Consider the following 24,705-nt stretch of genomic DNA (forward strand, 5'->3'; position numbering starts at 1 on the left):
AGGTCTAAATGTTTAGCCCTAAACGTAGCATGGCCTGGTGGACTCCTACCCGCTGGACCAGGCCAGCCCGTACCCGGCCTCGGCGATCGCCGACGCCTGGCAACGGGAACGCCCCGGTGCGCCGACCGACTCGATCGGCATCGTCACTCCCCTGTGGCGGCTGGCCAAGCTGTTCGCCGACGACCGGCGACGCCTCCTCACCGAACTCGGTGTCGACCCGGCCACGCTCGACCTGCTCAGCGTGCTGCGCCGCGCCGGTACGCCGTACGAGCTGACCACGCGCCAGCTCGCGGAACGGACCCTCGTCACAGCCGGCGCGATCTCGCAGCGCGTCGCCCGGGGTGAGCAGGCCGGCCTGGTGGAGCGGCGTACGCGGACGGACGGATCCCGGGCCGTGGTCGTGTCGCTCACTGACGCGGGTCATGCCCTGATCGAGCGAACCGTCGACCAGGTCCTGAGCCGGGAGTCCGAGCTCGTCTCGTCGCTCACCCCGACCGAGCGGGACCTGCTGGCGAGCAAACTGCAACTGTTGCTCGACGACGTGACCGACCGGGTGGCCTCAGATCCCGCCAAGGCGGCGCGCGGCCGTTGACAGCTCGGCAGGATCGGCCGCCGCGGCAAAGTTGAAACGCAGCCAGGAGCCGGGCTTCTCGGTGGCGAAGTACCGGCTGCCGGCGCTGACCACAACACCGAGTCGCCGCGCCTCGGCGGCGACGGTCGTGTCGTCGACATCCGGCGGCAGGCGGACCCAGAGATGAAGGCCGCCGTCGGGTGGACCGGTCACGGCCCAGGCGGGTTGCGCCTGGCCGAGTGCGGCGACGAGAGTCTGCGATCGCTGCCGCAGTGAACCCGCGAGAGTCCGGAGATGACGCTCCCAGCCGGGTGATCCGAGGAGCTCGAGGGCCGCTTCCTGCAATGGACGCGGTACGAAGAAGTCGTCGACCTGGCGGATGGCCCGCAACCGTTCGAGCACCGGTCCGCGGGCAATCAGGGCCCCGATTCGCAGACTCGGCGCGGCCGGTTTGGTCAGCGAGGTGAGGTAGACGACCCGGCCGTCGCGATCCTCGGCCAGCAGCGGCTCGGGGACCGACGCGCCGTGTCCCAGGAGGCGGGCGAAATCGTCCTCGAGGATGAACGCACCGGCATCGCGAGCCACCTCGAGGACCCGCCGGCGTCGATCGGCGGCCAGCACCGCCCCAGTCGGATTCTGGTACGTCGGCTGGCAGTACAGCAGGCGGGCGCCTGATCTTGCGAATGCATCGGCCAGCAGGTCAGGGCGGAGTCCTTGATCGTCAATCGGAACGGGCACGGGACTGAGACCGGCGGCGCGGGCCGCGGCCAGAGCGCCTGGATACGTCGGCGACTCGACGAGGACTGGTGTCCCCGGGCCGGCGATCGCGCGGAAGGCGATCGAGAGACCACTCTGGCCGCCGGCGGTGACGAGCACGTCCTCTGCGGTCGTACCTGCGCCGGCCATCCTCGCGAACACGGTCCTCAGCGTCGTGAGCCCGCTGGCGGGCGCGCGGTCCCAGGCGTCGGGGCGACGGGCGGCCCGGGCTAACGCGGCACTCAGACCACGAGTTGGCTGCAGCGAAGGGTGCAGGTAGCCGCCGTCGAGACGGATGGCACCCTCGGGCGCTGGTCCGAGTGAGTCCCTGAGCGCTCTCGAGTCGACGCTTCGGTCGGCCAGTGTGACGGTCTGCCACGCGGTGTCGATCGGGAGCTCCGTCGCCTGCGGCCTCGGTGCGACAAAGGTTCCGCTGCCCGGGCGGGTGATAACAGCACCTTCGGCGGTCAGTTGGGCAATCGCCCTTGAGACCGTGCCGGGACCGACGCGATGGCGGTCGATGAGGTCGCGACTGCTGGGCAGCTTGTCCCCCGGCGCGCTCTGCTCGACCAGGCGACGGAGGACGCCCAGCAGCTCCTCAGTAGTGCTACTGTCTGACATGAGAGCACATGGTAGCGCTACTGAGTCCAGCTGGGAATCACTTCCGGGTCTCCGGGCGGACACCCCGGGCTGCGAGCAGGTGATCCACTTCAACAACGCCGGCTGCGGTCTGCTGGCCAAACCCGTCCTGACTACGATGCTCGACCACCTCCAGCTGGAGGCGCGGATCGGCGGGTACGAGGCCTCGGCCGCCAAGGCCGATCAGGTCCGCGAGTTCTACACCGAGCTGGCCGCCTTGATCAACTGCGGTCCTGACAACATCGCTTTCTCCGGCAGTGCGACCCACGCCTACGCGACCGCCCTCTCGGCGATCCCGTTCGAACGAGGCGACGTCATCCTGACCACCCGGAACGACTTCATCTCCAACCAGATCGCGTTCCTCTCGCTGCGCCGGCGCTTCGGCGTCGCGATCGTGCACGCGCCGGACCTGCCCACGGGCGGGGTCGACGTCGAGGCGATGGCTCAGCTGATGAAGGAACACCGGCCGCGACTGGTCGCGGCGACGCACATCCCGACGAACTCCGGTCTCGTCCAGCCGGTCGCGGAGATCGGCCGGCACTGCCGTGAACTGGAGCTGCTGTATCTGGTCGACGCCTGCCAGTCGGTCGGGCAGTACCCGATCGATGTCGAGGAGATCGGTTGCGACTTGCTGACCGGGACCTGCCGCAAGTTCCTGCGGGGTCCGCGCGGCTCGGGCTTCCTCTTCGTCTCGGACCGGTTCCTGCAGGCTGGGTACGAGCCGCTGTTCATCGACATGCACGGCGCGACGTGGACGGCCGGGGAGGCCTACGTGGCCAGCGCGACGGCGGCCCGCTTCGAGGAGTGGGAGATGCCCTACGCAACAGTTCTCGGTTGCGCGGCGGCCGTGCGGTACGCGCGCACAGTCGGGCTGGACGCGATCTCCGCGCGGACTCCGTTGCTCGCCGGCCGCTTGCGTGACGGGCTCGACGCGCTGCCCGGCGTACGGGCGCTGGATCGGGGTGAGCAGTTGGGTGGGCTCGTCACGATCGCGGTTGAAGGCTGGCAGGCTGAGGAGTTCAAGGCGGCGATGGATGCCCGGGGCATCAATTCGGCGCTGAGCTTCCGGCGGTTCGCCCAGTTCGACTTCGGTGACAAGGACGTCGACTGGTGCCTGCGGTTGTCACCGCACTACTACAACACCGAGGACGAGGTCAGCCAGGTCATCGCGGCTGTCGCGGAACTCCGGGCGGCCGGATGACCACACTGGCCGAACCGCCGACCTTGTGGCGCAACAGGGACTTCCTGCGGTTCTGGTTCGGCGAGAGCCTGTCCCTGCTCGGCACCCAGGTCACGACGCTGGCGCTCCCGCTGACCGCGATCCACGCGTTCGGCGCGAGCGACAGTGAGGTCGGCGTACTGCGCTTCCTCCAGCTGGCGCCGTACCTCGGCCTGGCGCTGATCTTCGGTGTCTGGGTCGATCGCGCCCGGCGGCGGCGCGTGATGCTGGGCGCGAACCTGGTCCGGATGGTCCTGCTGGCCCTGATCCCGGTGCTGCATTGGCTGGACCTGCTCAGCCTGCCTTCGCTGCTGGCGATGGCGTGCGCGATCGGCATCGCCTCGGTCCTGTACGACGTGAGCTGGATGTCCTACGTGCCCGTTCTGGTGGAGGATCCCCGCCACTACGTCGAAGCGAGTTCGAAACTGGCCGTCAGCTCATCGGCCGCGGATGTGGCCGGCCCGGGACTGGCCGGCCTGCTGATCAGCTGGCTCACGGCACCGGTGGCCCTGATCGCCGATGCCTGCTCGTACTTGTTGTCGGCGATCTCCCTGCTGTTGATCCGAAAGGCCGAGCCACGACCGGATCCGGCCTTGCGCCGCCCGGTCGCGGCCGAGCTCCGCGACGGCTTGCGCTGGGTCTTCGGTACGCCGGTCCTGCGCGCGCTCGCGCTGATCGGCTGCTGCTGCAACTTCTCGATGATCACCGTCTGGACGATGTTCCTGCTCTACGCCACCAACGACCTCCAGCTCGGAGCGCAGACCCTCGGCCTGATCTTCGCGACCGCCTCGGCCGGCGGACTCCTCGGAGCCGGCCTGGCCCGGCGGATCGTGGCCCGCTTCCCGGTCGGACGGGTCTACCTGATCGCCCAGTCGTTGTTGCTGCTGGGTCCCACGCTGCTCGTGATCGCACCGGGCACCTGGGTGGCGATGTTCGTGCTGTCCTTCTTCGTCACCTATCTGGGGCTCGGCGTGGCCGGCGTCATCATCGTCAGCCTGCGACAGCTCAGCACGCCGCAGGCGATGATGGGCCGGATGACGGCGGTGTTCCGCACACTGTTGTTCGGCGGCGGAGCGCTCGGCGGTCTCAGCGCGGGCCTGCTCGCGGAGGCGCTCGGCGCACGAGGCGCGCTGACCGTCGCCGCGATCGGGTCGGCCATCGTGGTGGTGGCTGTCTTCCTTTCACCGGTCGCCCGGCTTCGCCGACTGCCTGACCCCGCACTAGAGGCTTAACCTGCTGTTAGAAGGTTGAGCCGAGCATCCACGCTCAGTGGCAGGCCGTAGTACGGGAAAAGTCTTTACGGGCACGTCAATGAGAAACTTGAATGCATGCCTGCTACGAAATTGCTGGAGTTTTCCGGCCACGAAGTTGCCGACAGCCACGACGTCATCCAGGTCCGCGGCGCCCGCGAGAACAACCTCGCCGGGGTGTCCGTCGACATCCCCAAGCGCCGGCTGACCGTCTTCACCGGCGTCTCCGGATCGGGCAAGTCCTCGCTCGTCTTCGACACCATCGCCGCCGAGTCGCAGCGGCTGATCAACGAGACCTACACCGCCTTCGTCCAGAACTTCATGCCCAGCCTGGCCCGCCCGGACGTCGACTCGCTGCGCAACCTGAGTGCTGCGATCATCGTCGACCAGGAACGGATCGGCGCCAACGCCCGCTCGACGGTCGGCACCGCGACCGACGCGCACACGATGCTGCGGATCCTGTTCAGCCGGCTCGGTGCGCCGCGGATCGGGTCGCCGTCGGCGTTCAGCTTCAACCTCGCGGACGGGATGTGCCCGACCTGTGAGGGTCTGGGCAAGTCCTCGGAGATCGACCTCGACGAGTTCGTCGACCGGTCGCTGAGCCTGAACGAGGGTGCCGTGAGGGTGCCCGGGTTCGCCGTCGGCACGTGGTACTGGCAGCTGATGGCCACCTCGGGACTGTTCGACCCGGACCTGGCGCTGAAGGACTATCCGGCCGAGCAGTGGGAGCAGTTCCTCTACCAGCCGGCCATGAAGGTGAAGATCGGCACCAGCAACCTGACCTTCGAAGGACTGGTCACGAAGGTACGCCGGCAGTTGCTGGCCAAGGATCGCGACTCGATGCAGAACCACGTCCGGGTGTTCGCCGATCGGGCGGTGAAACTCGTCCGCTGCCCGGACTGTGCCGGTGCCCGGCTCAACGAGGCGGCCCGGTCGGTGCGGATCGACGGCATCGGGATCGCCGAGTGCTCGCGGATGCAGATCAGCGACCTGGCCGAGTTCGTCCGGGGTATCAAGGACGCCTCGGTCGGGCCCTTGCTGGAGGGGCTGCTGGCCATGCTCGAGTCGATGGTCGACATCGGGCTGGGCTACCTCAGTCTCGACCGGGAGTCGTCGACGCTGTCCGGTGGTGAGGCGCAACGGGTGAAGCTGGTCCGGCATCTCGGGTCGAGCCTGACCGACGTCACCTACGTGTTCGACGAGCCGACGGTTGGGCTGCACCCGCATGACATCCAGCGAATGAACGAGCTGCTGCTGCAGTTGCGCGGCAAGGGCAACACAGTGCTGGTCGTCGAGCACAAACCCGAGACGATCGCGATCGCCGACTATGTGGTCGACCTCGGGCCGGGCGCCGGGCGGGCTGGCGGGCGGCTTTGCTACGCGGGTGATCTGAAGGGTCTGAAGAAGTCGGGGTCGCTGACCGGGCGGTACCTGGACCATCGGGTGGCGCTGCGGGACCAGGTGCGGCAGCCGACCGGGAGCCTGCGGATCGAGGGCGCCACATTGCACAACCTGCGGGACGTCAGCGTCGACATCCCACTCGGAGTGCTCACCGTCGTCACCGGGGTTGCCGGGTCGGGGAAGAGTTCGTTGATCCACGGGTCGCTCGGCGGGCGGGATGGCGTGATCGTCGCCGGGCAGGATCCGATCAGGGGGTCGCGCCGGAGCAACCCGGCGACGTACACGGGACTGCTCGATCCGATCCGGGCCGAGTTCGCCAAGGTGAACAAGGTGAAGCCGGGGCTGTTCAGTGCGAACTCGGTCGGCGCCTGCGCCACCTGCAAAGGGCTCGGGGTGGTCTACACGGACCTGGCGATGATGGCCGAGGTGTCGTCGGTGTGTGAGGACTGCAACGGTGCGCGGTTCACCCCGGAGGTGCTCGCGTACAAGCTGCGCGGGAAGAACATCAGCGAAGTACTGAGTATGTCGGCCACCGAAGCGCGGTCGTTCTTCGAGCGCGGACCGGCCCGGGCGATCCTCGACCGGCTGGTGGCCGTCGGCCTCGGATATCTGGGCCTGGGGCAACCATTGACGACCCTGTCGGGTGGTGAGCGGCAGCGGCTGAAGCTGGCGATCCACATGGGCCGGAAGGGGACGACGTACATCCTGGACGAGCCGACCACCGGGCTGCACCTGGCCGACGTCGACCAGCTGCTCACCCTGCTCGACAAACTCGTCGACGACGGCAACACGGTGATCGTCATCGAGCATCACCAGGCGGTGATGGCGCACGCCGACTGGCTGATCGACCTCGGTCCCGGCGCCGGCCACGACGGCGGCCAGATCGTCTTCACCGGCATCCCCGCCGACCTGGTCGAAAGCAGCGCCTCCCTCACCGCCGAACACCTCCGCCAGTACGTCGGCACCCCGGTCACCGTCGACGTGTAAGACCGTCAGTGGATCGGAGTGGTCTGAGCCAAGGCGATCCGCCAGTCGTCACCGGCGCGAGTCAGCACATAGGTCATCGCGCCGGTCGACGGCAGGGCGTCCTGGCCGGCCTCGGGGCGCTCGTCGTGGATCGTCTTGGTCAGGCTCACGATCGCGACGTCCGGGGCGGCGTACCGGATGTCCTCGATCTCCAGCGTGGTCCGGACATCCTTGAGCGGCGAGGACAGCGCCGACGCCATCGCCGACGAGAAGGAGTCCCGCCCGAACAGCCGGCGGCCGGCCACGTTGACGATGACCATGTCATCGGTGTGCAGTGCGGGCAGTACTTCGGGGTCGATCTGAGCATCCTGGCTGCGGGACACGAGGTCCCGGATCAGCTTCTCGTCCATGGTCATAGCCAGACCGTAGAACCTCAACAAGCCTTGAGGTCAAGAGGCTGCAGTGGTGGTGGCCAGGTTCCTTGCGAGGGTCTCGATCAGGTCGTGCCAGGGGTCGAGGAACTGTTTGGCCGGGCCGGTTTGGGTCAGTTGCAGGCGGGCTCCGCCGTTGCCGTCGCGGAGGTGCCAGGTGACGGTGCCGTGTTGCCACTCGTAGGTCAGTTCCACTGGCTCGTCCGACTTCAGGAGCCGGCCGCGTTCGATGCCTTCAGCAACGAAAGCGGGGTCGGCGAGGGCCGGCCAGACCTGTTCCTTCGGGGCGGTGAGTTGGCGTTCGAAGTGGATCGAGCCGTCGTCGAGCACGGTGCCCTGGTCGAGGCCGTAGGCCTTCACGAAGTGTTCGTGCAGGAGGGCGTAGTGCTCGCGCGGAATGCTGGAGCCGCCGAGGACCCGGTCGAGGGCGTCCAGGCACTGGATCCAGCCGGCCGTGAAGCTCGCGGAGCCGGGGCGGTCGTCGTGGATGGCTGTCAGTTTCAGCAGGCAGCCGTCCGCGGTCGGGTCCAGCTCCCAGCGCAGGATCTCGCTCCCCCAGTTGTACTCGAGCAGCCGCGGCGGGTCGTAGGCGCGGATCACGCCGACGTTCCCGTCGGTGTCGTCCTGCTCCTCGGGGAAGGTGAAGCTGATCCGCCCGTCCAGCCGCAGGTCCAGCTCGACCGCCGCCGGGAACCAGCCGCCGAGCTCCTTCGGTTCGGTGAGTGCTCGCCAGACCTTCTCCGGCTGATGGTGCAGGCTCCGCTCCATCCGCAGGACCGTCCGGCCGTTCTCGGTGGTCAGTGTCTCGTTCATGCCATCCATATATACCCGATGAGGCATATAAGGGACAAGGAAGAGGCCCGGCGGATCGGGGTCCGCCGGGCCTCGGTCCCGGTTACTGGCTGCAGGTGTAGATGGTGGCGTTGTCCAGCCACCAGTGGCCCGGAATCAGGTTGGAGAAGTCGCCCCCGCGCCCGTTCCAGCGGAACTTCAGCAGCTCGCCGCTGAACTGCGAGACCTCCAGCCGGCTGGTCTCCCAGCCACCGGAGTTGCCGTGCCAGGCGGCCGGCTCGTCGGGGAAGTTCGCGTCGACGGTCGGCCCGTTCTTCCACGGCAGCGCCGAGCTGTCCTGCCAGGTCGCGCCGTTGTCGGCGGAGTACTCCATCGTCGCCTTGCCCGTGCGGACGGCGAAGATGAAGAACACGTTGTAGAAGTTGTACGCGTGGGTGAAGCGCAGGTACGTCTTCTCGTTCTTGATCTTCATCGCGTTCGCCGTCTGGACGGTGATCGAGCTGTCGTCCGGCTCGGTGATCTGACCGAACATCGAGTCGTTGCCGTCCGAGGAGTACGACGAGTCGACCAGCTGGCTCGGGGCACCCTCACCCTTGCCCAGCACCCAGCCCGCGCTGCGCGTGACGACGCCGTCCGGGTAGGTCTTGAAGCTGGTCGTGATCAGGTTCTTGACCTTCGCGCCCGCGGTGTCGCAGACCGGAGCCTGGGCCGGCTTGCCGACACCCGGCTCGAGGTCCATCTCGGTGGCCTTGATCGCCAGCCCGACCTGCACGCAGTGCGCCTTCGTCATACCGGCGACGTCGTGCTTCTGCAGCTTGTTGCAGACAGAGCGCAGCCCTTCGGCCAGGTCACCGTAGTCGGCGCCCGTGGTCAGCACCTTCTGGGTCTCGTGCCACAGCGCCGCGGACCGAGCCAGGCCGATCCCGGTCACGGTCTGCCCGTTGAACGACCCGCCGTCGGCGATCAGGTACGCCGTCTTGTTGCCGACCCCGGAGTTGAGGTGCACACCGCCGTTGTCCTGGAAGAACTCGTCGTCGAACCAGTGCGCACTCGTCATCTTGTCCGGGTGCTCGAACTGGGTCGGGTCGGACATCGACCGGATCGCGCCGAGACTGGACCCCTCGCCCATCAGCCAGCGGTTGGCCGGGGTGTCGTCGGCGGAGCCGTTGGTCAGGTCGACGATCTCGCCGAAGATGTCGGACAGCGACTCGTTGATCGCGCCGGACTCCCACAGGTAGGCCAGGTCGGAGGTGTACTGGGTGACGCCATGGGCCAGTTCGTGGGCCGTGATGTCGTCGGTGGTGAGGCCTTCACCGAAGGCGATCTGCTCGCCGTTCCAGAACGCGTTGGCGAACGGGCAGCTGCCCTCGATGCAAACCCGGACAGTACCGCGCAGCGCCTTACCCAGGCCGTCGCCATAGTCGACACCGATCAGCTGGGTGAGATCCGTACCGAGCGTGGCGAAGGTGTCCGAGGTGTTACCCATGAACTCGTAGAGCTGGTTGACGTCCGGTACCGACGATGCGGGTCCGCCCTCCACCCGGGTCGGCGCGAAGACGCCGCCACCGCAGCGGACGTCCTCAGCGCCGGTCTGGATGATCGCGCGGTTCGCGTCGCAGATGACGCGGTTGATGTGCCGCATCATGTCCCAGGCGAGCAGTGCCTTGCCGGCCGAGGCGTGCACCATCGCCTGCCAACGGACGTCGCCAGGACCGGTCACGTCGTACAGGTAGACCGGGATGGCGACCGAGCCCGGCTGGCGGGTGACGATGCTCAGGTCGAGCCAGCGCGGGCCGACCAGCTTGGCGGTCAGCTTCGAAGCGTCGAGCTTGCCGCGGGTCGCGACCGCCTCTGCCGCGGACCTCTGTGCGGTGGCCTTCGCGGCCTCGACCGCATCGGCCTTCGGAAAGGTCCCGTACGTCGCGAGCGCGACCTCACCGTTCGCGGACTCCAGGGCGCCGCCCTTGGTCAGGTTGGTGACGATCTCGCCGCCGTACACCGGGACGCCGTCGATGGTCTGCTGGAACCGGACCTGCGAGCCGAAGCGGCTCAAGGCGCTCGACTTCGCGACCAGGTCGGCCGGGCGGGCGCCGAAGTACGGGGCGATCGTCGACACTTGGGCCTTGGCGACGGCGACCGCGTCGGCCTTGCTGGTGCCGGACTTCGCGGCCTTCGCGCTGACCGAGGCGGGCGCCTTCAGCGGTGTCGCGGGCCGGATCGAGTGGGCACGGCCGGTGGCGTCCCGCTTCGTGACCAGGCCTTTGCCGCCGGCCTTCGGTGTCTCCACGGTGCGGATCTTCGGGCTGTCGGCGGTGGCTGTCGTCGTGGCTGTGGTGGTGGCCGGAGCGCTGTTCGCCAGGCCTGGAGCGGTCAGGCTGAGTGAGACTGCGCCGACCGCGAGGCCGGCGAGCAAGGTACGGGATTTCACTGAAGTTCCTCCCCTTGGGCGGTGCTTACGCTGAGCGGGCGTAACGGCCGCAAAGCTGCCCGGCGGACGACACCGGGCCACCCCTCCGGGGTCGGCATCGCGCACCGGACAAGCCGTTGCGGCACCCCTGCATGAGATCACGTCCAGGGGCGCCGCGCAGGTCGAGCGAGTTTCCCCGTTCTAGGTCAAGTGATCGTCCACCAGGTTGGCGTAGCCGCTCTGGCCGGTGGTGTTCGGGTGGTACGACTCGCTGACCGGGTTGGACAAACCATTGATCCACTCCGGGCTGCCACACACCGCGTGACCGATGAACGCCGACGTCGGGTTCACGAAGCTGAAGCCGGCCGCGTTCGCCGCGGTCGCGATCCTGGAGTTCAGCAGGTCGGCCGTCGCGTTCAGCCTGGTCATCTCGTCGGGGCTGAAGAAGGTCGCCGCGTTGCAGTCGATGCCGTTGAACAGGCGGGGGTAACCGACGATGATCACCTTCGCCGTGGACGCCCGGCTTCGCACAGTCGCGTAGAGAGTGTTGAGGCGGCCGGGCAGCGTGTTGTTGATCGTCGCCTGCGCGTTGTTGACCGCTGTCGTGCAGTTGCCGAGCCAGGACGGTTTGGCGCACTCGGTGATCACCGACGAGAAGCCGGCGTCGTTGCCCCCGACCTGCAGGGTGACCCACTTGACGCCACTGTTCAGCGGGCCGAGCTGTTTGGCCGTCACGTCGGAGACCCGGGCGCCGGAGCAAGCCACGAAGGTGAGCGCCGCGCCGACGCGGGCGGCGTCGACGTACGGGTAGGCGCGGGTCGAACGCTGACACGAGCCGCTGTCCGCGATGTAGGTGCGGGTGCCGACACCCGAAGCGTACGAGTCGCCGAGCGCGACGTAGACCGGGGCGGCGGCGTGGGCGAGCGAGGGGCTGGTGAGAAGCGCGGTACCGAGAACTGCCGCGCTGATGACTCCGGCGATGGGTTTCATTGGGCGGACCGCCTTTGCACTGGTGCGGGAGGGGAACCAAGGCAGGGGGAACTGAGAGTCACCATCCACGACCAGTGAGTAACTTGCAAGGGCTCGGTTGGAAATTCACCGGCGCGTGCCGCAACCGGTAACCGTTGTTGCCCTCCCGGCGGTTGCTTCCGGCCACCGTCGCTTTCTCTCCACCGGTGGGTGGAATTCTGTTTCCGCGGAGATGGAGATCCGCCGGAGTCAGCGGACAGCCGGGCCGGCGGCTGCGAGCGTGCTGGCTATGTGGACCCGACGAAGCTTCCTGGCCCTGACCACCGCGGCCGCCGCGATGCCGATGGCAACCGTCGCGCAAGCCGCCTCGAGCTCTACTTCACCCTCAGCCTCTGCCGACCTGAGGCTGACGTTGCCCGCACCGACCGGACCCCATCGGCTCGGCGTACGAACCCTGCACCTCATCCAGAGGGGCAGACCTGACCCGTGGAACGGCAGCCCTGATCGCGAGCTGATGCTCAGCGTCTTCTACCCCGCCCTGACCACGCGCGGCTTCCCGCTTGCGCCGCAGATGACCAGCAAGGCAGCGCAGAAGTTCAGCGAGATCGATGCGGTGTTTCTGCACCCGCTTCCCAAGTCCGGTGTCGACTGGTCCGCGACCTTGACGCACTCGGTTTTGAACGCACCCGCCGTGCCGGTACGCCGTCCCGTCGTCCTCTACTCGCCTGGCGGTGCCGACCCCAGGACCCTCGGCACGAGCGTCGCCGAGGAACTCGCGAGTCACGGCTATGTCGTCGTCACGATCGACCACCCGGGTGAGACCAGCGAGGTCGAGTTCCCCGACGGGCGGGTCCGGGAGATTCAGATGCCACCGACGACGGCGACCGACCCGGTGCTGTCCCGCCTGATGATCCAGACCCGTCTGGCGGACATCACTTTCGTGCTGTCTCAGTTGAAACTGCTCGCCGCCGGCGCCCGCGGACTCGGCCGAGCGCTCGACCTGCGCAGGATCGGTATCTACGGCCACTCGGCCGGCGGCGCGACGGCCGCCCAGGCGCTCTACGAGAACCCCGAGCTCCGATCAGCCGTCAACCTCGAGGGCTACCTGGACTACCTGCCCTTCCGGGCCGGCGATCCGCACGAGCTCTATCCCATCGCACAGCACGGGACCGATCGCCCGCTGCTCCTGGTCGGCACCGACGGCTTCCACGACAGTCGCTTCGAGAGTTCCTGGTCAGCGCTGCTCAGCCACGGCGGGCCTGTACGGCGTACCGAAGTCGTCGGCGCCGACCATTGGGTCTTCACCGACTTCGCCGCGATGGCGCCGCAACTGCAAGCGGCCGGGCTGATGAGCGCCCACGACCGCGCACGACTCATCGGCATGATCGAACCCGGCCGGTCGATCCCACTGATCCGAGGTATGGTCCGGCGGTTCTTCGACCAGACGCTCTGCCGCCGTCAGCGCTCCGGGCCCGGGACCGACAGCGGATCGAAACCGTAGGGAAGCTCCAGCCGGTGGGCCTTCATCAGCTCGGCGTCACCCAGCAGGTCACGGGTCTTGCCGTCGGCCACGATCCGGCCGCCGTCCATGAGCAGGCTGCGCTCGCACAGCTGCAACGCATACGGCAGGTCGTGCGTGATCATCAGCAAGGTGACGTCGAGCCCGGACAGGATGTCGGCCAGCTCGCGCCGGCTGGCCGGATCGAGATTGCTCGACGGTTCATCGAGGACCAGTACTTCGGGGCGCATCGCCAGCACCGTCGCGACCGCGACCCGGCGGCGCTGGCCGTAGGACAGGTGGTGCGGGGCGATGTCGGCGTGATCCTGCATTCCCACCTGCACCAGCGCCTCGTGGACCCGGGCATCGAGGTCGGCGCCGCGCAGGCCGAGGTTCGCGGGACCGAAGGCGACGTCGTCGCGGACCGTCGGCATGAACAGCTGGTCGTCCGGGTCCTGGAACACCAGGCCGACCTTCCGGCGTACCTGGGGCAGGTGCTCGCGGTGCAGGTCGGCGCCACCGATCTGGATCCGGCCGCTGCCCGTGCCGCCCGCGACCACGCCGAGGATGCCGTTCAGGTGCAGGACGAGGGTCGTCTTGCCGGCGCCGTTCGGGCCGAGCAGGGCGACGCGCTCGCCACGCTGGACGGTGAAGTCGACGCCGTACAGGGCCTGCCGGCCGTCCGGGTAGGCGAAGACGAGACGCTCGACATGGATCGACGGACCGCTCACAAGCCCGCAACCCTAGCTGCCACTGCGATGAGCACGGCGAGCAGGGAGATCGCGAGCCCTTCGGCCCACTGCTCGCGCGCCGCGCCGGACGAGGTGAGTTGAGGCATCCGGCCGGTGTACCCGCGCGACTGCATCGCCAAATGCACGCGCTCACCGCGCTCGAAACTTCGGACGAACAACGCGCCCACTCCCCCGGCGACCGCTCTCAGATGACCGGCCCGGCCACCGGCGTACCCGCGGGACTCCCGGGCGATCCGCATCCGGTGCAGATCGTCGGAGACCACACTGAGGTAGCGGACCATGAACGAGAGGATCGCGATGAGCGTCGACGGCAACCGCAGCCGCTCCAAACCGGCCAGCAGGTCGCGCGGCGCGGTCGAGGCGGACAGCACGATCGCCGCGACGACGCCGAGTGTTCCCTTGGCCAGGACGTTCCACGAGCCGAGCACGCCGGACTCCGACACCGATAGGCCCAGTACGTCGACCCGCGGGCCGGTCGCCACGAACGGGAGCACCAGCGCGAAGACGATGAACGGGGTCTCGACCGCCAGCCGCTTCATCACGGTTGCCAGCGGCAACTTTGCCAGCGCGACCGCGGCGGCCAGCAGGACGGCGTACAGGGCGAAGGCCCAGAAGACACCGGCCGGGGTGGAGACGACGGCCAGGACGAACACGAACAACGCGACGAGCTTGACCTGGGCGGGCAGCCGGTGGATCCGGCTCTCCACGGCCACCAGCAGGCCGTCGCCCGCAGTGCCGCTCACGAGTTGGTGCCGTCGCCGGCCGCGCCGCTCACGCCTTGAGCAGGGTTGATGCCGTCGCCGGCCGTGCGGCTCACGACTTGATCAGGTCTGGCTGCTCGGTGCGAGCGGAGGAGCGCAGCGCGGCGACCTTCGCGATCGCGAGACCGACGACGATCGTCACCAGGACGCCGATGATGCCGGCCAGCGCGCCGGACACCTGCTCGTTGCCGATCCCGGTCACGCCGTAGTCGGCCAATGGGCTGCCCGCCACGGCCGAGTCCTTCGCGGCGCTCTCGAAACCGAGTTTGGCGCCGACGAACTCGAGCCCGTCGGGGTGCGCACTCGCGAACAGGCTGACCACGCCCGCGATCAGCAGGGTCGCCGCGACCGCGATCCCGTACGAACGGCCGGCGGGCCGGGCCCCGATCGGCTTGTCCGCCGCGACGGTGGAAGTGTTGCCGTCGGCATCGACCAGGACGAGATCGGCCTTCAGGTGGCGGGCGGCGTACACGAGGTCGGGGCGGGTCGCGACCACGGCGCTCAGGACGGCGGCGGTGATCACTGCCTCACCGAGCCCGACCAGGAGATGCCAGCCGACCATCGCCGTGGCGAGCTTGCCGATCGGGATCTCGACCGCGCCGCCGATCATGTACAGCCCGGTGAAGGCGAGCGCCGCGACCGGAACGGAGACGAACGCGCCGATGGTAGCCGCCGGTACGACGGTGCCGACCCGCTTGGGCAGGGCCGTCAGTAGTGCGCGAGTGACGAAGTACCCGACGATGACTGTGATGACGGCCATCAGGGTGATGTTGGTGCCGAGCGCGGTCAGCCCGCCGTCGGCGAAGAGCAAACCCTGGACGAGAAGCACGGTCGACATCACCAGCACAGCCGTCCACGGCCCAACCAGCGCCGCGGCCAACGCACCACCAAGCAGATGACCACTCGTGCCGGCACCGACGGGGAAGTTCACCATCTGAACCGCAAACACGAAAGCAGCAGTCAGCCCGGCCAGCGCCGGCCCGGTCTCCCGTATCTCCCGATTAGCCCGCCGCAAACTGAACCCGACCGCCCCGGCCGCGATCAGCCCGGTGGCGATAGAAGTGGGCGCGTCAAAAAACCCGTCAGGAACGTGCATACCCACATTCTCAATCTTCTTGCGACCCAATCGCAACAAGAGGTCCACGCCCGAGCGGGTGACCACCTCTACCTCCTGTCGGTCGGCACGCTGACCACCACCCAGACCACTGGGGACTTTCTGCGGTGTCGTGTGCGGTTCAGCGGGTGTTCACCGGGGCGCCGTCGGTGCTGCCTATCCTCGTCGGTTCGTCGACGGATGCTGTGGGGGCAATGGATTCCGCCTTGGGTTTTGTGAACGTTCTGGCCGTGGACCTGTCCGGCCTCGGGGAGATCAATCTGGAGACCGTGATCGCCGCGACGGCGCTGGTCGGGACGGTTGTCGTCTGGCTGGTCGACCGGTACTTCCTGCGCCGCAAACGGCTGGTCTACCGGGTCCAGGTCGACGCGCCGATCGGGGTCTTCCCGAGCTCGCACATGGTCGACGTCGAGGTGCGCTACCAGGGAGCGGTCGTGCCCGACCCGAGCATCGTGCTGTTGCGGGTGGACAACGCGGGGGGCATGGACATCGAGCCTCATCACGTGCACGAGAAGGTGTCGTTCGCCTTTCCCGATCGCAAGATCGTCGGGCTGGAGGTGACCGAGTCCAAGCCCGAGGCACTCGGTGAGATGCTGCAGCGTCAGCTCGACTCGGAGAACTTCATCGAGACGAGCAAGCTGATCCTGCCGCGGACCGCGATCAACCGTGGTGACAGCTTCAAGTTCCTGCTGGTCCTGAGCGGCCGGGGCGACGGCGTGACGCACTCGGGTTACCTGGCCGGCGGCTCCGCGGGTGGCGGGGTCTATCACGAGCCGCGGCCGCGCGGACCGGGCCGGCGGACCCTGCTGTTCGGCGCGCTGTCGATGGTGCTCGTCGGGGCTCTGGTCGCGCTGTTCGTGGTGGACGTACTGCAGCCGCCTGACAACTGTGTGGACGGGCAGCTGCGGATCATCGGGTCGACCGCCGTGGAGCCGACGGTCCGGGAGTTGCGCAGCGCGTACGCCGCCGAGTGCACCAGGGCCGACATCACCATCGCTGCCGGCGGCAGTCGCAGCGGCACCCGGTCGCTCCAGGAGACCGGCGCCAAGGACCCGGCCGCGGCGGGGCAGTTGATCGCGATGTCGGACGGGCGGGCCGAGGACTCGACCGAACTGCAGGGCAGACCGGTCGCGGTGGTGGTGTTCGCGGTCGTCGTCAACCGGTCGGCCGATGTCGCCGCACTCTCGGCAACCCAACTGCGCGCGGTCTACGCCGGCCGCGTGACCAACTGGAAGCAGCTCGGTGGGCGCGACCTGCCGATCCGGATGGTGAGCCGGGTCGGGCCGGACTCCGGCTCGCGGCGGGTATTCCGTGACAAGGTGCTCGCCGGTGACCAGGAACTGGGCATCTCCTCCGACGACTGCCGCGCCAAGGACGATCCGGCCGCCAGGCATCACCGCTGCGAGGTCGGCACGACGGAAGAAGTCCTGGCCCGCGTCAACGAGATCGAGGGCGCCATCGGGTACGCCGAGCTCGGCAACTCGCGGAGGTTCCCGGCGATCACGGCAGTGGCGATCGACTCCGTGGTGCCGGAGGCGCCGAAAGTGGCGGATTCGTCGTACCGGTTCTGGGAGGTCGAGTATGCCTACACCTACAAGACTCCCGGCGCGGACACCTTGCAGGAGGCGTTCCTGAACTACCTCATGTCGGCAGCGGCGAAGCCGATTCTGGAGCGGGACGGCCTGGTCCCCTGCGCCGAGCTTCCGGCAGCTTTCTGCGGCTGAACCAGCCTCCCGGTAAGTTGGGGATCTTCGGCAGGCTGTGGAGGTTCGGATGTTCTTGATTGCTCATCTCAGTGACCCGCATCTGGACGGCACCGAGGTTGCGCGGCAGCGGTTGCGGCGGGTGGTGGACTACCTTCGGGCGTTCTCGCGGCCGGTTGATGTGGTGCTGGTGACTGGGGATCTGGCCGATCATGGGCTGGCGGCGGAGTACGACGAGGTTGTGGCCGAGTTGGCGCTCGACGTGCCGGTGCTGATGTTGCCGGGTAACCATGACGTGAGTGCACCGCTGCGGGCGGGGCTGCCGGTCGAGTCGCCTGGTGAGGGGCATCCGGTGCACCAGGTGCGGGATGTCGGGGCGGCGCGGTTCGTGCTGGTGGATACGTCGGTGCCGAATGAAGACCATGGGCTGCTCAGTGCGGACTCGCTCAAGTGGCTGGCCGCAGTACTCGACGAGCCTGTGGACGGGCACCTCTTCGTCGCGTTCCACCACCCGCCGAACAAGCTGCAGCACCCCGTGCTCGACCAGTGGATCCTGCAGGACGCCGAGCCGTTCGCCGCCGTACTGCGCGGCAAGCCGATCACCGCGATCCTCACCGGTCACGTCCACAACGGTGTCTCCACCACCTTCGCCGGCCACCCGCTGCTCGTTGCCCCCGGCATCAGATCGACCGCTCCCCTGCCCTTCGAACCAGCCGCCGCCAACGGCCTGGTCGACCTGGAGGCCCCACCCGGCCTGGCCCTCCACCTCGCCGCCGAGGGCCAACCGCTCGTCACGGTCTACCGCTCCGTACTTTCGACCTCCTCCTGAGACCGACGCACCAGCCCCACGACGTGCCAGGCGCCAGAGCGCTGCTTGTACTCCGCCGCTAACCCTTGCGCCTCGGCGGCTGCCACCATCGCCGCCGCTGAATGGGCGTAGGCGCGGAATGAATTGCCTCTCACTCTTCGGAGGACATTCTCGAACCAGATCGCAGCCTTCGCCGGGAGGTTGTCGCCGGGGTGACTGAACACGAGCATCCGCCGCGCGTGACTTCCTGCTGCCGACAACAGCCGCTGGTAGTCCGGGTAGCAGCAAACCACGCGATGCAGGATCACGACATCTGCTGCCTCCACCTGATCGGATGACCTGGCAATGTCCAGCTGGCGGCGAGTGATGCGACCGCCTGCTCCGGCTTGCGCAATCAGCCGCTCGGCTTCTGCCTCGTAGTTGCTGGTGATCTCCAGGTTGGTCACTCGGCCGGCGCCGAGCCGCAGCAGCTCCAGCTGGATTTCGCCGACTCCGCCGCCGATCTCCAGAACGGTTGCATCGCGGATCCCCTGTGCCGCGACGAACTGCACGATTCGCCGGGCCGCGGGAGTCAGCCCGTGCCGGCGGTAGCGCCGCGCGACCCGGCGGGCGGCGCGTTCGCTGAAGACGGCCCCGCAGTCATCCGGCTCGCAACAGCCGCTCATGGTCTACCGTTCGGTGCCGTCAGCCGGAGGCTGTAGGCCGTCCCAGGACCATCGGGGAATGGTGAGGTCGGCGGGTACGGCGTCCTTGGAGTCGTGGTACCGGGCCATGCTGACGTTGGTCGCCCAGGCGAAGTAGTCGTGCAAAACCGCCCTGACCGGATCGTCCTCGGACAGGCCGACGTCGGTCAGAGCCTGGTCGAAGCAGGCGATCGCCCGGCGGTCCATGTCCTCGTGCGGTCCGTTGCCGCTGTGCATCCAGACTACCGCGCTCTCACTGCCGCCACCCTCGGTGAAGGCAGGCGGACCGCCGAGCGCCTCGCCCCAGTAGGTGGCGAGGCGCTCGGTGTGGTCTGGATGGAAGCCGTGGTGGAACGCATGACTGACCACCTCGTCGGCCATCACCCGCGCGTGCCAAGCCCCGGCCAGCCGGCGTAGCCCTTCGGCTCCACCGGCGGCCTCATACAGAGTTCCCATACGTCCGAGCCTGGCAGCGACCGTCAGCGTCAGCAAGCCCGGCTCGAAACAGCCGATCGATCAGAAGTTGATCATGTGGCCTTCGAGGCCGTGGAACGCCTCTTGCAGGGCTTCGCTCAGGGTCGGGTGGGCGTGGACGTTGCGGGCCAGTTCCTTGGTGGTGAGGTCCCACTTCTGGGCCAGGGTCAGCTCGGGCAGCAACTCGGTGACCTCGGGCCCGATCAGGTGCGCACCGAGCAGTTCGCCGTACTTCGCATCGCTGATCACCTTGACGAAGCCGGTCGGGTCGCCCAGACCGTGCGCCTTGCCGTTGGCCGTGAACGGGAACTTCGCCACCTTGACGTCGTACCCCTGCTCGCGGGCCTGCTCCTCGGTGTAGCCGAAGCTGGCCACCTGGGGCTGGCAGAACGTGGCGCGCGGGATCATCACGTAGTCGAGTTCCATCGTTTCGACACCGGCGATCGTCTCGGCCGCGATCACCGCCATCGCCTCGGCCGCGTGGGCGAGCATCAGCTTCGCGTTCACGTCGCCGATCGCGAAGATGTTCGGCACGTTGGTGCGCAGGACGCCGTCGACGTCGATCGCGCCGCGCTCGGTCAGCTTGACGCCGATCTTGTCCAGGCCGTAGCCGTCGACGCGCGGCTGGAAGCCGATCGCCTGCAGCACCTTGTCGGCCTCCAGCGTCTGCTGATTGCCGTCCTTGCCGGTGACGGTCACCTTGACCTTGTCGCCGGAGTCGTCGATCGAGTCGACCCGGGTCGAGGTGAGTACCTTGACGCCGAGCTTCTTGTAGGCCTTCGCCAGTTCCTTGGAGACCTCGACGTCCTCGAGCGGGACCATCCGGTCGAGGAACTCGACGATCGTCACGTCCACGCCGTAGTTGGCCAGCACGTAGGCGAACTCGACACCGATCGCGCCGGCACCGGCGATGATGATGCTGCCCGGCAGCTCCTCGGTGAGGATCTGCTCCTCGTACGTCACGACGCGGTCGCTCAGCTGGGTGCCCGGCAGCAGCTTGGTGGTCGCGCCGGTGGCGATGATGCAGTGGTCGAAGGTGACGGTCACAGTGTCTTCAGCGTTGCCGTCGCCGTTAAGAGTGACGTCGAGGGTGTTGGCGTCGACGAACGAACCCCACCCGTCGAACTCGGTGATGTTGTTCTTCTTCATCAGGAAGTGCACGCCCTTGACGCGCCCGTCGGCCACCTTGCGGCTGCGCTGCACCGCCGTCGGGAAGTCGAAGCTCACCTCGCCGCTGATACCGAAGGTCTTCGCCTCCTTGCGGAAGATGTGCGCCAGCTCGGCGTTCCGCAGCAGCGCCTTGGACGGGATACATCCCACGTTCAGGCAGACACCGCCCCAGTACTTCTTCTCGATGATGGCGGTCTTGAGCCCGAGCTGGGCGGCGCGGATCGCCGCGACGTACCCACCCGGGCCGGCGCCGAGGACAACAACGTCAAAGTGCGAGGCCATGACCGAAATCCTAGTCGGTCGCGCCTCCCGCCGGGCCCATGGGTTCCGTAAGGACCGTCCGACGCCTACGCTGGGGCTGGCACGGGGGCTGTCCTCCTTCTGTGCGCGCGTGAGGCGCCCTTTCGCAGGGATCTGGTCTTGAGGACATTGGGGGCTCGATGCTGGTCAACGGCCGGAGGTTGCGGCTCGCCGCACTCGGCGCGGTGGCTGCAGTGCTCGCGCTGCCCACGTACGCCGCCTTCGCCGACCCCACTCCGCCCCCGCCGGCCTCCGTCACGGACGTCAACCGGTCGCTCGAGCAGCTCCAGGCCGAGGCCGCCGCGATCCAGATCGACGTCGCCAAGGCCACCGTCGCCTACACCAGTGCACTGAAGGTCGCGCAGACCACCGAGGCCGCCGCCAAGAAGGCTGAGGCGTATGCGGCCAAGACCCAGAACAGGTCGCAGGTCGAGCGGCGCCGGCTCGGTCTCCTGACCGCTCAGGCATACCAAATGGGCATCCCGACGATGCTGGGCACCGAGTCGATGATCTGGTCGCTCGCGCCGGTCGCGGAGAACCTGCAGGAGATCGCCGACCGTCAGACCGCCATCCGGCAGCTCGGCAGCACCCAGGTCGCGCAGTACAAAGCAGCCACCGCGGCAGAGTCGACAGCCGGTACTGCGACCGCTGACGCGGCGGCGAAGCGCGCGGCAGCCGACAAGGCAGCCAAGACCGCCAGTGAGCTCGGCAAGACGGTCCGGGAAAAGGCAGCCAGCGCAGCCATGGCCATGGAAGGCCAGCTCGCCGACCTGGCCGGCGCGACGCAGCTGTCCAAGCAACTGCAGAACACCCGCAACCAGCAGGCACTGGCGAACTGGCAGACGTACCTGGCCGAGCTCGCCGCGGCAAAGGTCACTCCCCCGGCCGCGGCGACCATCAAGAACCCCTTCGACCTGCCGTCCGGTCTGCTGCAGTACAAGATCGCCGGAGCACCTGTCCCGGGCGCGGCCGCTGTCATCAGCGCCGGGCGTGGGATCCGCGTGCTGCCGGCCGAGACGATCCGGGCGGTCAACCAGGCTTTCAGCTTGATGAGCAAGCCATACGGCGTGGGTGGGACCGGTCCTGACAAGTACGGCTGTCTCGGCGCGGCACGAGCCGCCTGGCAGCCCTACACGACGCTCGCCGGCCTCGCGAACGGCGTGTACGCCAGCTACCAGAAGGTCCCGGCCACGCAGGTGCAGCCAGGCGACATCCTGCTGATGGGCAGTAGGTCCGTCGGCCTGTTCCACGTCGGCATCGCGCTCGACAACGCCGAGATGATCGCCGCCGACGAGGCCAAGGGCTCAGTAGTCGTCAGCTCCATCCCCGACAGCCTGTACGCCGCACTGCGGCCGACACTGGGTAAGCCCACCAAGGCGCAGGTCGCACCGGCCGCCACCGCCAGTGCCTCGGCCTTCCGTTGCGGCAACACTGCCACCTCGATCGAGGTTGGCTCCGGCGCCTGGACCTGGCCGCTGGCCGAAGGCACCTACGAGATCGGTACGTCGTTCGGCCAGACCGGCGCCCTGTGGTCCAGCGGTGTCCACACCGGCCAGGACTTCCCAGCCGCCACCGGTACGCCGGTCCGCGCAGTCGCGGCAGGCGTCGTACGGGTGGAGCACCCGGCGTGGGCGGGCAACCTGGTTCGCATCGACCACGGCAACGGGCTCGAGACGCTCTACGCACACCTGAGTGCGGTGGATGTTGCCGACGGCACCCAGGTCAGCGCCGGGCAACACATCGGTGCGGTCGGTTCGGAAGGCAACTCGACCGGCGCCCACCTGCACTTCGAAGTACGGCTCGGTGGTGACGCGGTGAACCCGATGCCGTTCCTGGCCACCGGTGGCACGAGTGTCGGCTGGGGTGGCTACAGCAACGGCCTGATCCCCGCGTCGCAGCTGTGCGGCCTCGGCTCCGGACACATGTTGCGGTGTGACGCGGCCAGGGCGTACCAGCAGCTCTCGACCGCCTACCGCCAGGCGTTCGGCAAGAACCTCTGCATCACTGACTCCTACCGCTCGTACTCCGCACAGGTCGACCTCTACGGCCGCAAGCCGTCGCTGGCCGCCCTGCCCGGTACGTCGAACCACGGCTGGGGTGTAGCCATAGACCTCTGCGGCGGCGTCGACAAGTTCGGCACCCCGCAGTACGAGTGGATGGTCGCCAACGCCGAGTCCTTCGGCTGGGTCCACCCCCGCTGGGCCAAGCAGGGCGGCAACCGCGAAGAACCCTGGCACTGGGAGTTCGGCAAACCTCACACTGCGTAACACCCCGTTGAGGGCTCGCGGCAAGAGACGTGGTAATGGGGATTCTCCCCGGGATAGCTCCTTTCAGCACGTACGCTAGGGCCTGTGGCCGAGCAGACCAGTCCCGACCGCACGGACGACAACATGACGCTGGACGCCCAGGATGATCGCTGGGAGTGGCGGCGGAAGATCCGGGCGGACAAGCGCAAGCATGCGATCTACCGGATTGGTGTGGGCGTGGTCGGGGGCATCCTGATCATCGCGGCGCCGCTGACCGGCTGGCTGCCAGGGCCGGGCGGCATCCCGCTGTTCATCGCCGGCCTGGCCGTGCTGGCCAGTGAGTTCGAGTGGGCGCAGCGGCTGCTCTACCGGGTCAAGGGCTGGGTCCAGCAACTCACGGCGTGGACCGGCAAGCAGCCGGCCTGGCTGAAGGCGCTCGGCACGCTGTTGCTGTTCCTCTGCGTGCTGGTCGGCATCTGGCTCTACATGGCCGTGCTCGGCGTACCGGGCTGGTTGCCGGACTCCTGGGAGACGTTCCTGAGCAAGCTGCCGCTGCTGCCCTGAGCCGTCGCGTCCTGAGTCGCCGCGTAGTCGCGGATGACGAAGTCGCTACTCACCTTCTCCCCCACCCGCAGCATCTGGTTGAGCAGGAAAGGCGTGCCGAGCAGCCGGTTGCGGGCAGCGATCCCGAAGCGCGTCTTCGGCGCCAGGAACTTCCCGGCGCGGTTGCCACCGGCCTGACACGCCTGCACGGGCTTGCGCAATTGACTCTCGTACGCCGCGAACGCCGCCGCGTGGTTGCCGCCGGTTGCCGCCAGCTCCCCGGCAAGAACGTAGGCCGCGACGATCGCAGTACCGGTCCCCATGCCGCCGAGCGTCGCGCCGTAGCCCGCATCCCCAACCAGTGCGACGCGGCCCTGCGACCAGCGCATGACATCCACCCGGCTGATCGAATCGAAGTACAGCTCGGTGCAGTCGTCCAGCCCGTCCAGCAGTTGCGGCACCTTCCAGCCGAGCCCGGCAAACGCTGATCGCAAGATGGCCTTCTGCTGCGAAGGATCACGCCGGTCGTAGGTCAGCTCGGGCGAGGCGAAGACGAACATCGCGCCCGCCTGGCGCGCGTCCCGATGATCCACGCCGACACTCGCCAGCCGGCCGGGCACGTTGTACATCAACGCATCGCGCTCGATCCCGAAGTCGTTCGGCAGATCCCAGCCTGCGACGTAGTACCCGAGATGACGGACGAAGTCCTTCTCCGGACCGAACGCCAGCCGGCGCACCACGGAATGCAGCCCGTCAGCCCCGAGCACGAGATCGAAGGTCGCCTCCGACCCACTCTCGAATGTCACGTCGACCCCGCCGCCGTGCTGCGTCAGCGACGCGATCGAGTCACCGAACACGTACTCCGCCTTGTCCCGGCTGTGGTCGTAGAGCACCTGCGACAGGTCGGAGCGCAGTACCTCGAGCTCTCCCCCGGCGAACTCCGGAGGCAGCCGCATCAACAGCCGGTCGTCCTCGGCGACGAACCGCATCGCCGAGCCGCCCGTCTGCAGGACTCGCAGGTCCTCCAGCACGCCCATCCGCTCCAGCACCACCTTGTTCGCAGTACCGCGGAAGTCGACGGCGTACCCGCCCTTGCGCAGCGCCGGAGCCAGCTCGACGACAGTCACCTCGTGCCCGTAGCGGCCCAGCCAGTACGCCAGCGCCGGACCCGCGATGCTCGCTCCCGAGACAAGAACCTTCATGTGCCCTCCGAAGTTTAATTGTGTCCACCAGACGCGGTTTCAATATGTGT

The 24,705-nt window shown here is 68.1% G+C and carries 21 protein-coding genes; 9 read left to right on the forward strand and 12 right to left on the reverse strand.

Annotated elements, in window-relative coordinates; genetic code table 11:
- Window positions 1-37: 37 nt before the first annotated feature.
- The gene (locus tag ACQPYM_RS21075; protein WP_433002230.1) at window positions 38-592 is read left to right on the forward strand and encodes a MarR family winged helix-turn-helix transcriptional regulator; all 555 of its coding nucleotides are present in this window, start codon (window positions 38-40) and stop codon (window positions 590-592) included.
- On the opposite strand, the gene ACQPYM_RS21080 is transcribed toward ACQPYM_RS21075, so the two are convergent.
- Window positions 560-1,948, reverse strand: a complete 1,389-nt coding sequence (locus ACQPYM_RS21080; RefSeq protein ID WP_433002233.1) for a PLP-dependent aminotransferase family protein — start codon at window positions 1,946-1,948, stop codon at window positions 560-562. The genes ACQPYM_RS21075 and ACQPYM_RS21080 overlap by 33 nt on opposite strands.
- Here ACQPYM_RS21080 and ACQPYM_RS21085 point away from each other — a divergent pair.
- The 3 genes from ACQPYM_RS21085 (at window position 1,947) to ACQPYM_RS21095 (ending at window position 6,823) form a co-directional block, all read left to right on the forward strand.
- Complete coding sequence (locus ACQPYM_RS21085) at window positions 1,947-3,167, forward strand: aminotransferase class V-fold PLP-dependent enzyme (protein WP_433002236.1); 1,221 nt, start codon at window positions 1,947-1,949, stop codon at window positions 3,165-3,167. The two genes, ACQPYM_RS21080 and ACQPYM_RS21085, sit on opposite strands and share 2 nt — an antisense overlap.
- The gene (locus ACQPYM_RS21090; RefSeq protein WP_433002239.1) at window positions 3,164-4,417 is read left to right on the forward strand and encodes an MFS transporter; all 1,254 of its coding nucleotides are present in this window, start codon (window positions 3,164-3,166) and stop codon (window positions 4,415-4,417) included. The genes ACQPYM_RS21085 and ACQPYM_RS21090 overlap by 4 nt, the downstream gene beginning before the upstream one ends.
- Window positions 4,418-4,513: 96 nt before the next feature.
- On the forward strand, window positions 4,514-6,823 hold the full coding sequence (locus ACQPYM_RS21095) for an ATP-binding cassette domain-containing protein (protein ID WP_433002242.1): 2,310 nt from the start codon (window positions 4,514-4,516) through the stop codon (window positions 6,821-6,823).
- A 5-nt stretch (window positions 6,824-6,828) separates the two neighbouring features.
- Here ACQPYM_RS21095 and ACQPYM_RS21100 read toward each other — a convergent pair whose 3' ends face one another.
- The 4 genes from ACQPYM_RS21100 to ACQPYM_RS21115 all read right to left on the reverse strand — a co-directional run bounded on the left by ACQPYM_RS21100 (window position 6,829) and on the right by ACQPYM_RS21115 (window position 11,422).
- A complete protein-coding gene (locus ACQPYM_RS21100; protein ID WP_433002245.1) occupies window positions 6,829-7,218 on the reverse strand; it encodes an SgcJ/EcaC family oxidoreductase in 390 nt (129 codons plus the stop codon).
- Window positions 7,219-7,251: 33 nt separating this feature from the next.
- Entirely contained in the window at window positions 7,252-8,046 is a 795-nt protein-coding gene (locus ACQPYM_RS21105; protein ID WP_433002248.1) for an SRPBCC family protein, read from the reverse strand.
- Window positions 8,047-8,128: 82 nt separating this feature from the next.
- Window positions 8,129-10,453, reverse strand: coding sequence for a M4 family metallopeptidase (locus tag ACQPYM_RS21110; protein WP_433002251.1), 2,325 nt, complete (start codon window positions 10,451-10,453; stop codon window positions 8,129-8,131).
- Between the two features lie 180 nt (window positions 10,454-10,633).
- Window positions 10,634-11,422, reverse strand: a complete 789-nt coding sequence (locus tag ACQPYM_RS21115) for an SGNH/GDSL hydrolase family protein (RefSeq protein WP_433002254.1) — start codon at window positions 11,420-11,422, stop codon at window positions 10,634-10,636.
- Between the two features lie 268 nt (window positions 11,423-11,690).
- Between ACQPYM_RS21115 and ACQPYM_RS21120 the strand changes: the two genes are divergently transcribed.
- Window positions 11,691-12,902 (forward strand): alpha/beta hydrolase family protein, encoded by a 1,212-nt coding sequence (locus ACQPYM_RS21120; RefSeq protein WP_433002257.1) that lies wholly within the window; start codon window positions 11,691-11,693, stop codon window positions 12,900-12,902.
- Here ACQPYM_RS21120 and ACQPYM_RS21125 read toward each other — a convergent pair.
- The 3 genes from ACQPYM_RS21125 to ACQPYM_RS21135 form a co-directional block, all read right to left on the reverse strand.
- Complete coding sequence (locus tag ACQPYM_RS21125; RefSeq protein WP_433002260.1) at window positions 12,860-13,630, reverse strand: energy-coupling factor ABC transporter ATP-binding protein; 771 nt, start codon at window positions 13,628-13,630, stop codon at window positions 12,860-12,862. The two genes, ACQPYM_RS21120 and ACQPYM_RS21125, sit on opposite strands and share 43 nt — an antisense overlap.
- On the reverse strand, window positions 13,627-14,394 hold the full coding sequence (gene cbiQ / locus ACQPYM_RS21130) for a cobalt ECF transporter T component CbiQ (protein WP_433002263.1): 768 nt from the start codon (window positions 14,392-14,394) through the stop codon (window positions 13,627-13,629). The genes ACQPYM_RS21125 and cbiQ overlap by 4 nt, the downstream gene beginning before the upstream one ends.
- Before the next feature lie 70 nt (window positions 14,395-14,464).
- A complete protein-coding gene (locus ACQPYM_RS21135) occupies window positions 14,465-15,508 on the reverse strand; it encodes an energy-coupling factor ABC transporter permease (RefSeq protein ID WP_433002266.1) in 1,044 nt (347 codons plus the stop codon).
- Window positions 15,509-15,720: 212 nt separating this feature from the next.
- On the opposite strand from ACQPYM_RS21135, the gene ACQPYM_RS21140 reads away from it, so the two are divergent.
- Together ACQPYM_RS21140 and ACQPYM_RS21145 are read left to right on the forward strand one after the other, a co-directional pair.
- A complete protein-coding gene (locus ACQPYM_RS21140) occupies window positions 15,721-17,250 on the forward strand; it encodes a PstS family phosphate ABC transporter substrate-binding protein (RefSeq protein WP_433002269.1) in 1,530 nt (509 codons plus the stop codon).
- Between the two features lie 49 nt (window positions 17,251-17,299).
- Window positions 17,300-18,058, forward strand: a complete 759-nt coding sequence (locus tag ACQPYM_RS21145; protein WP_433002272.1) for a metallophosphoesterase — start codon at window positions 17,300-17,302, stop codon at window positions 18,056-18,058.
- Here the strand turns inward: ACQPYM_RS21145 and ACQPYM_RS21150 are convergent.
- The 3 genes from ACQPYM_RS21150 to lpdA form a co-directional block, all read right to left on the reverse strand.
- Complete coding sequence (locus tag ACQPYM_RS21150; RefSeq protein WP_433002275.1) at window positions 18,028-18,588, reverse strand: class I SAM-dependent methyltransferase; 561 nt, start codon at window positions 18,586-18,588, stop codon at window positions 18,028-18,030. The two genes, ACQPYM_RS21145 and ACQPYM_RS21150, sit on opposite strands and share 31 nt — an antisense overlap.
- Window positions 18,589-18,705: 117 nt before the next feature.
- Window positions 18,706-19,176, reverse strand: a complete 471-nt coding sequence (locus ACQPYM_RS21155; RefSeq protein ID WP_433002278.1) for a group II truncated hemoglobin — start codon at window positions 19,174-19,176, stop codon at window positions 18,706-18,708.
- A 60-nt stretch (window positions 19,177-19,236) separates the two neighbouring features.
- On the reverse strand, window positions 19,237-20,646 hold the full coding sequence (gene lpdA, locus ACQPYM_RS21160) for a dihydrolipoyl dehydrogenase (protein ID WP_433002281.1): 1,410 nt from the start codon (window positions 20,644-20,646) through the stop codon (window positions 19,237-19,239).
- A 158-nt stretch (window positions 20,647-20,804) separates the two neighbouring features.
- Here lpdA and ACQPYM_RS21165 point away from each other — a divergent pair, with 158 nt between their 5' ends.
- Together ACQPYM_RS21165 and ACQPYM_RS21170 are read left to right on the forward strand one after the other, a co-directional pair.
- Complete coding sequence (locus ACQPYM_RS21165) at window positions 20,805-22,931, forward strand: peptidoglycan DD-metalloendopeptidase family protein (RefSeq protein ID WP_433002284.1); 2,127 nt, start codon at window positions 20,805-20,807, stop codon at window positions 22,929-22,931.
- Window positions 22,932-23,015: 84 nt separating this feature from the next.
- Complete coding sequence (locus tag ACQPYM_RS21170) at window positions 23,016-23,474, forward strand: PGPGW domain-containing protein (protein WP_433002287.1); 459 nt, start codon at window positions 23,016-23,018, stop codon at window positions 23,472-23,474.
- Here the strand turns inward: ACQPYM_RS21170 and ACQPYM_RS21175 are convergent.
- Window positions 23,393-24,655: an FAD-dependent monooxygenase gene (locus ACQPYM_RS21175; RefSeq protein ID WP_433002290.1), complete on the reverse strand. Its 1,263-nt coding sequence runs from the start codon at window positions 24,653-24,655 to the stop codon at window positions 23,393-23,395. The genes ACQPYM_RS21170 and ACQPYM_RS21175 overlap by 82 nt on opposite strands.
- Window positions 24,656-24,705 lie beyond the last annotated feature (50 nt).

This window comes from Kribbella sp. CA-294648 (genome assembly GCF_050943845.1).
Lineage (GTDB): Bacteria > Actinomycetota > Actinomycetes > Propionibacteriales > Kribbellaceae > Kribbella.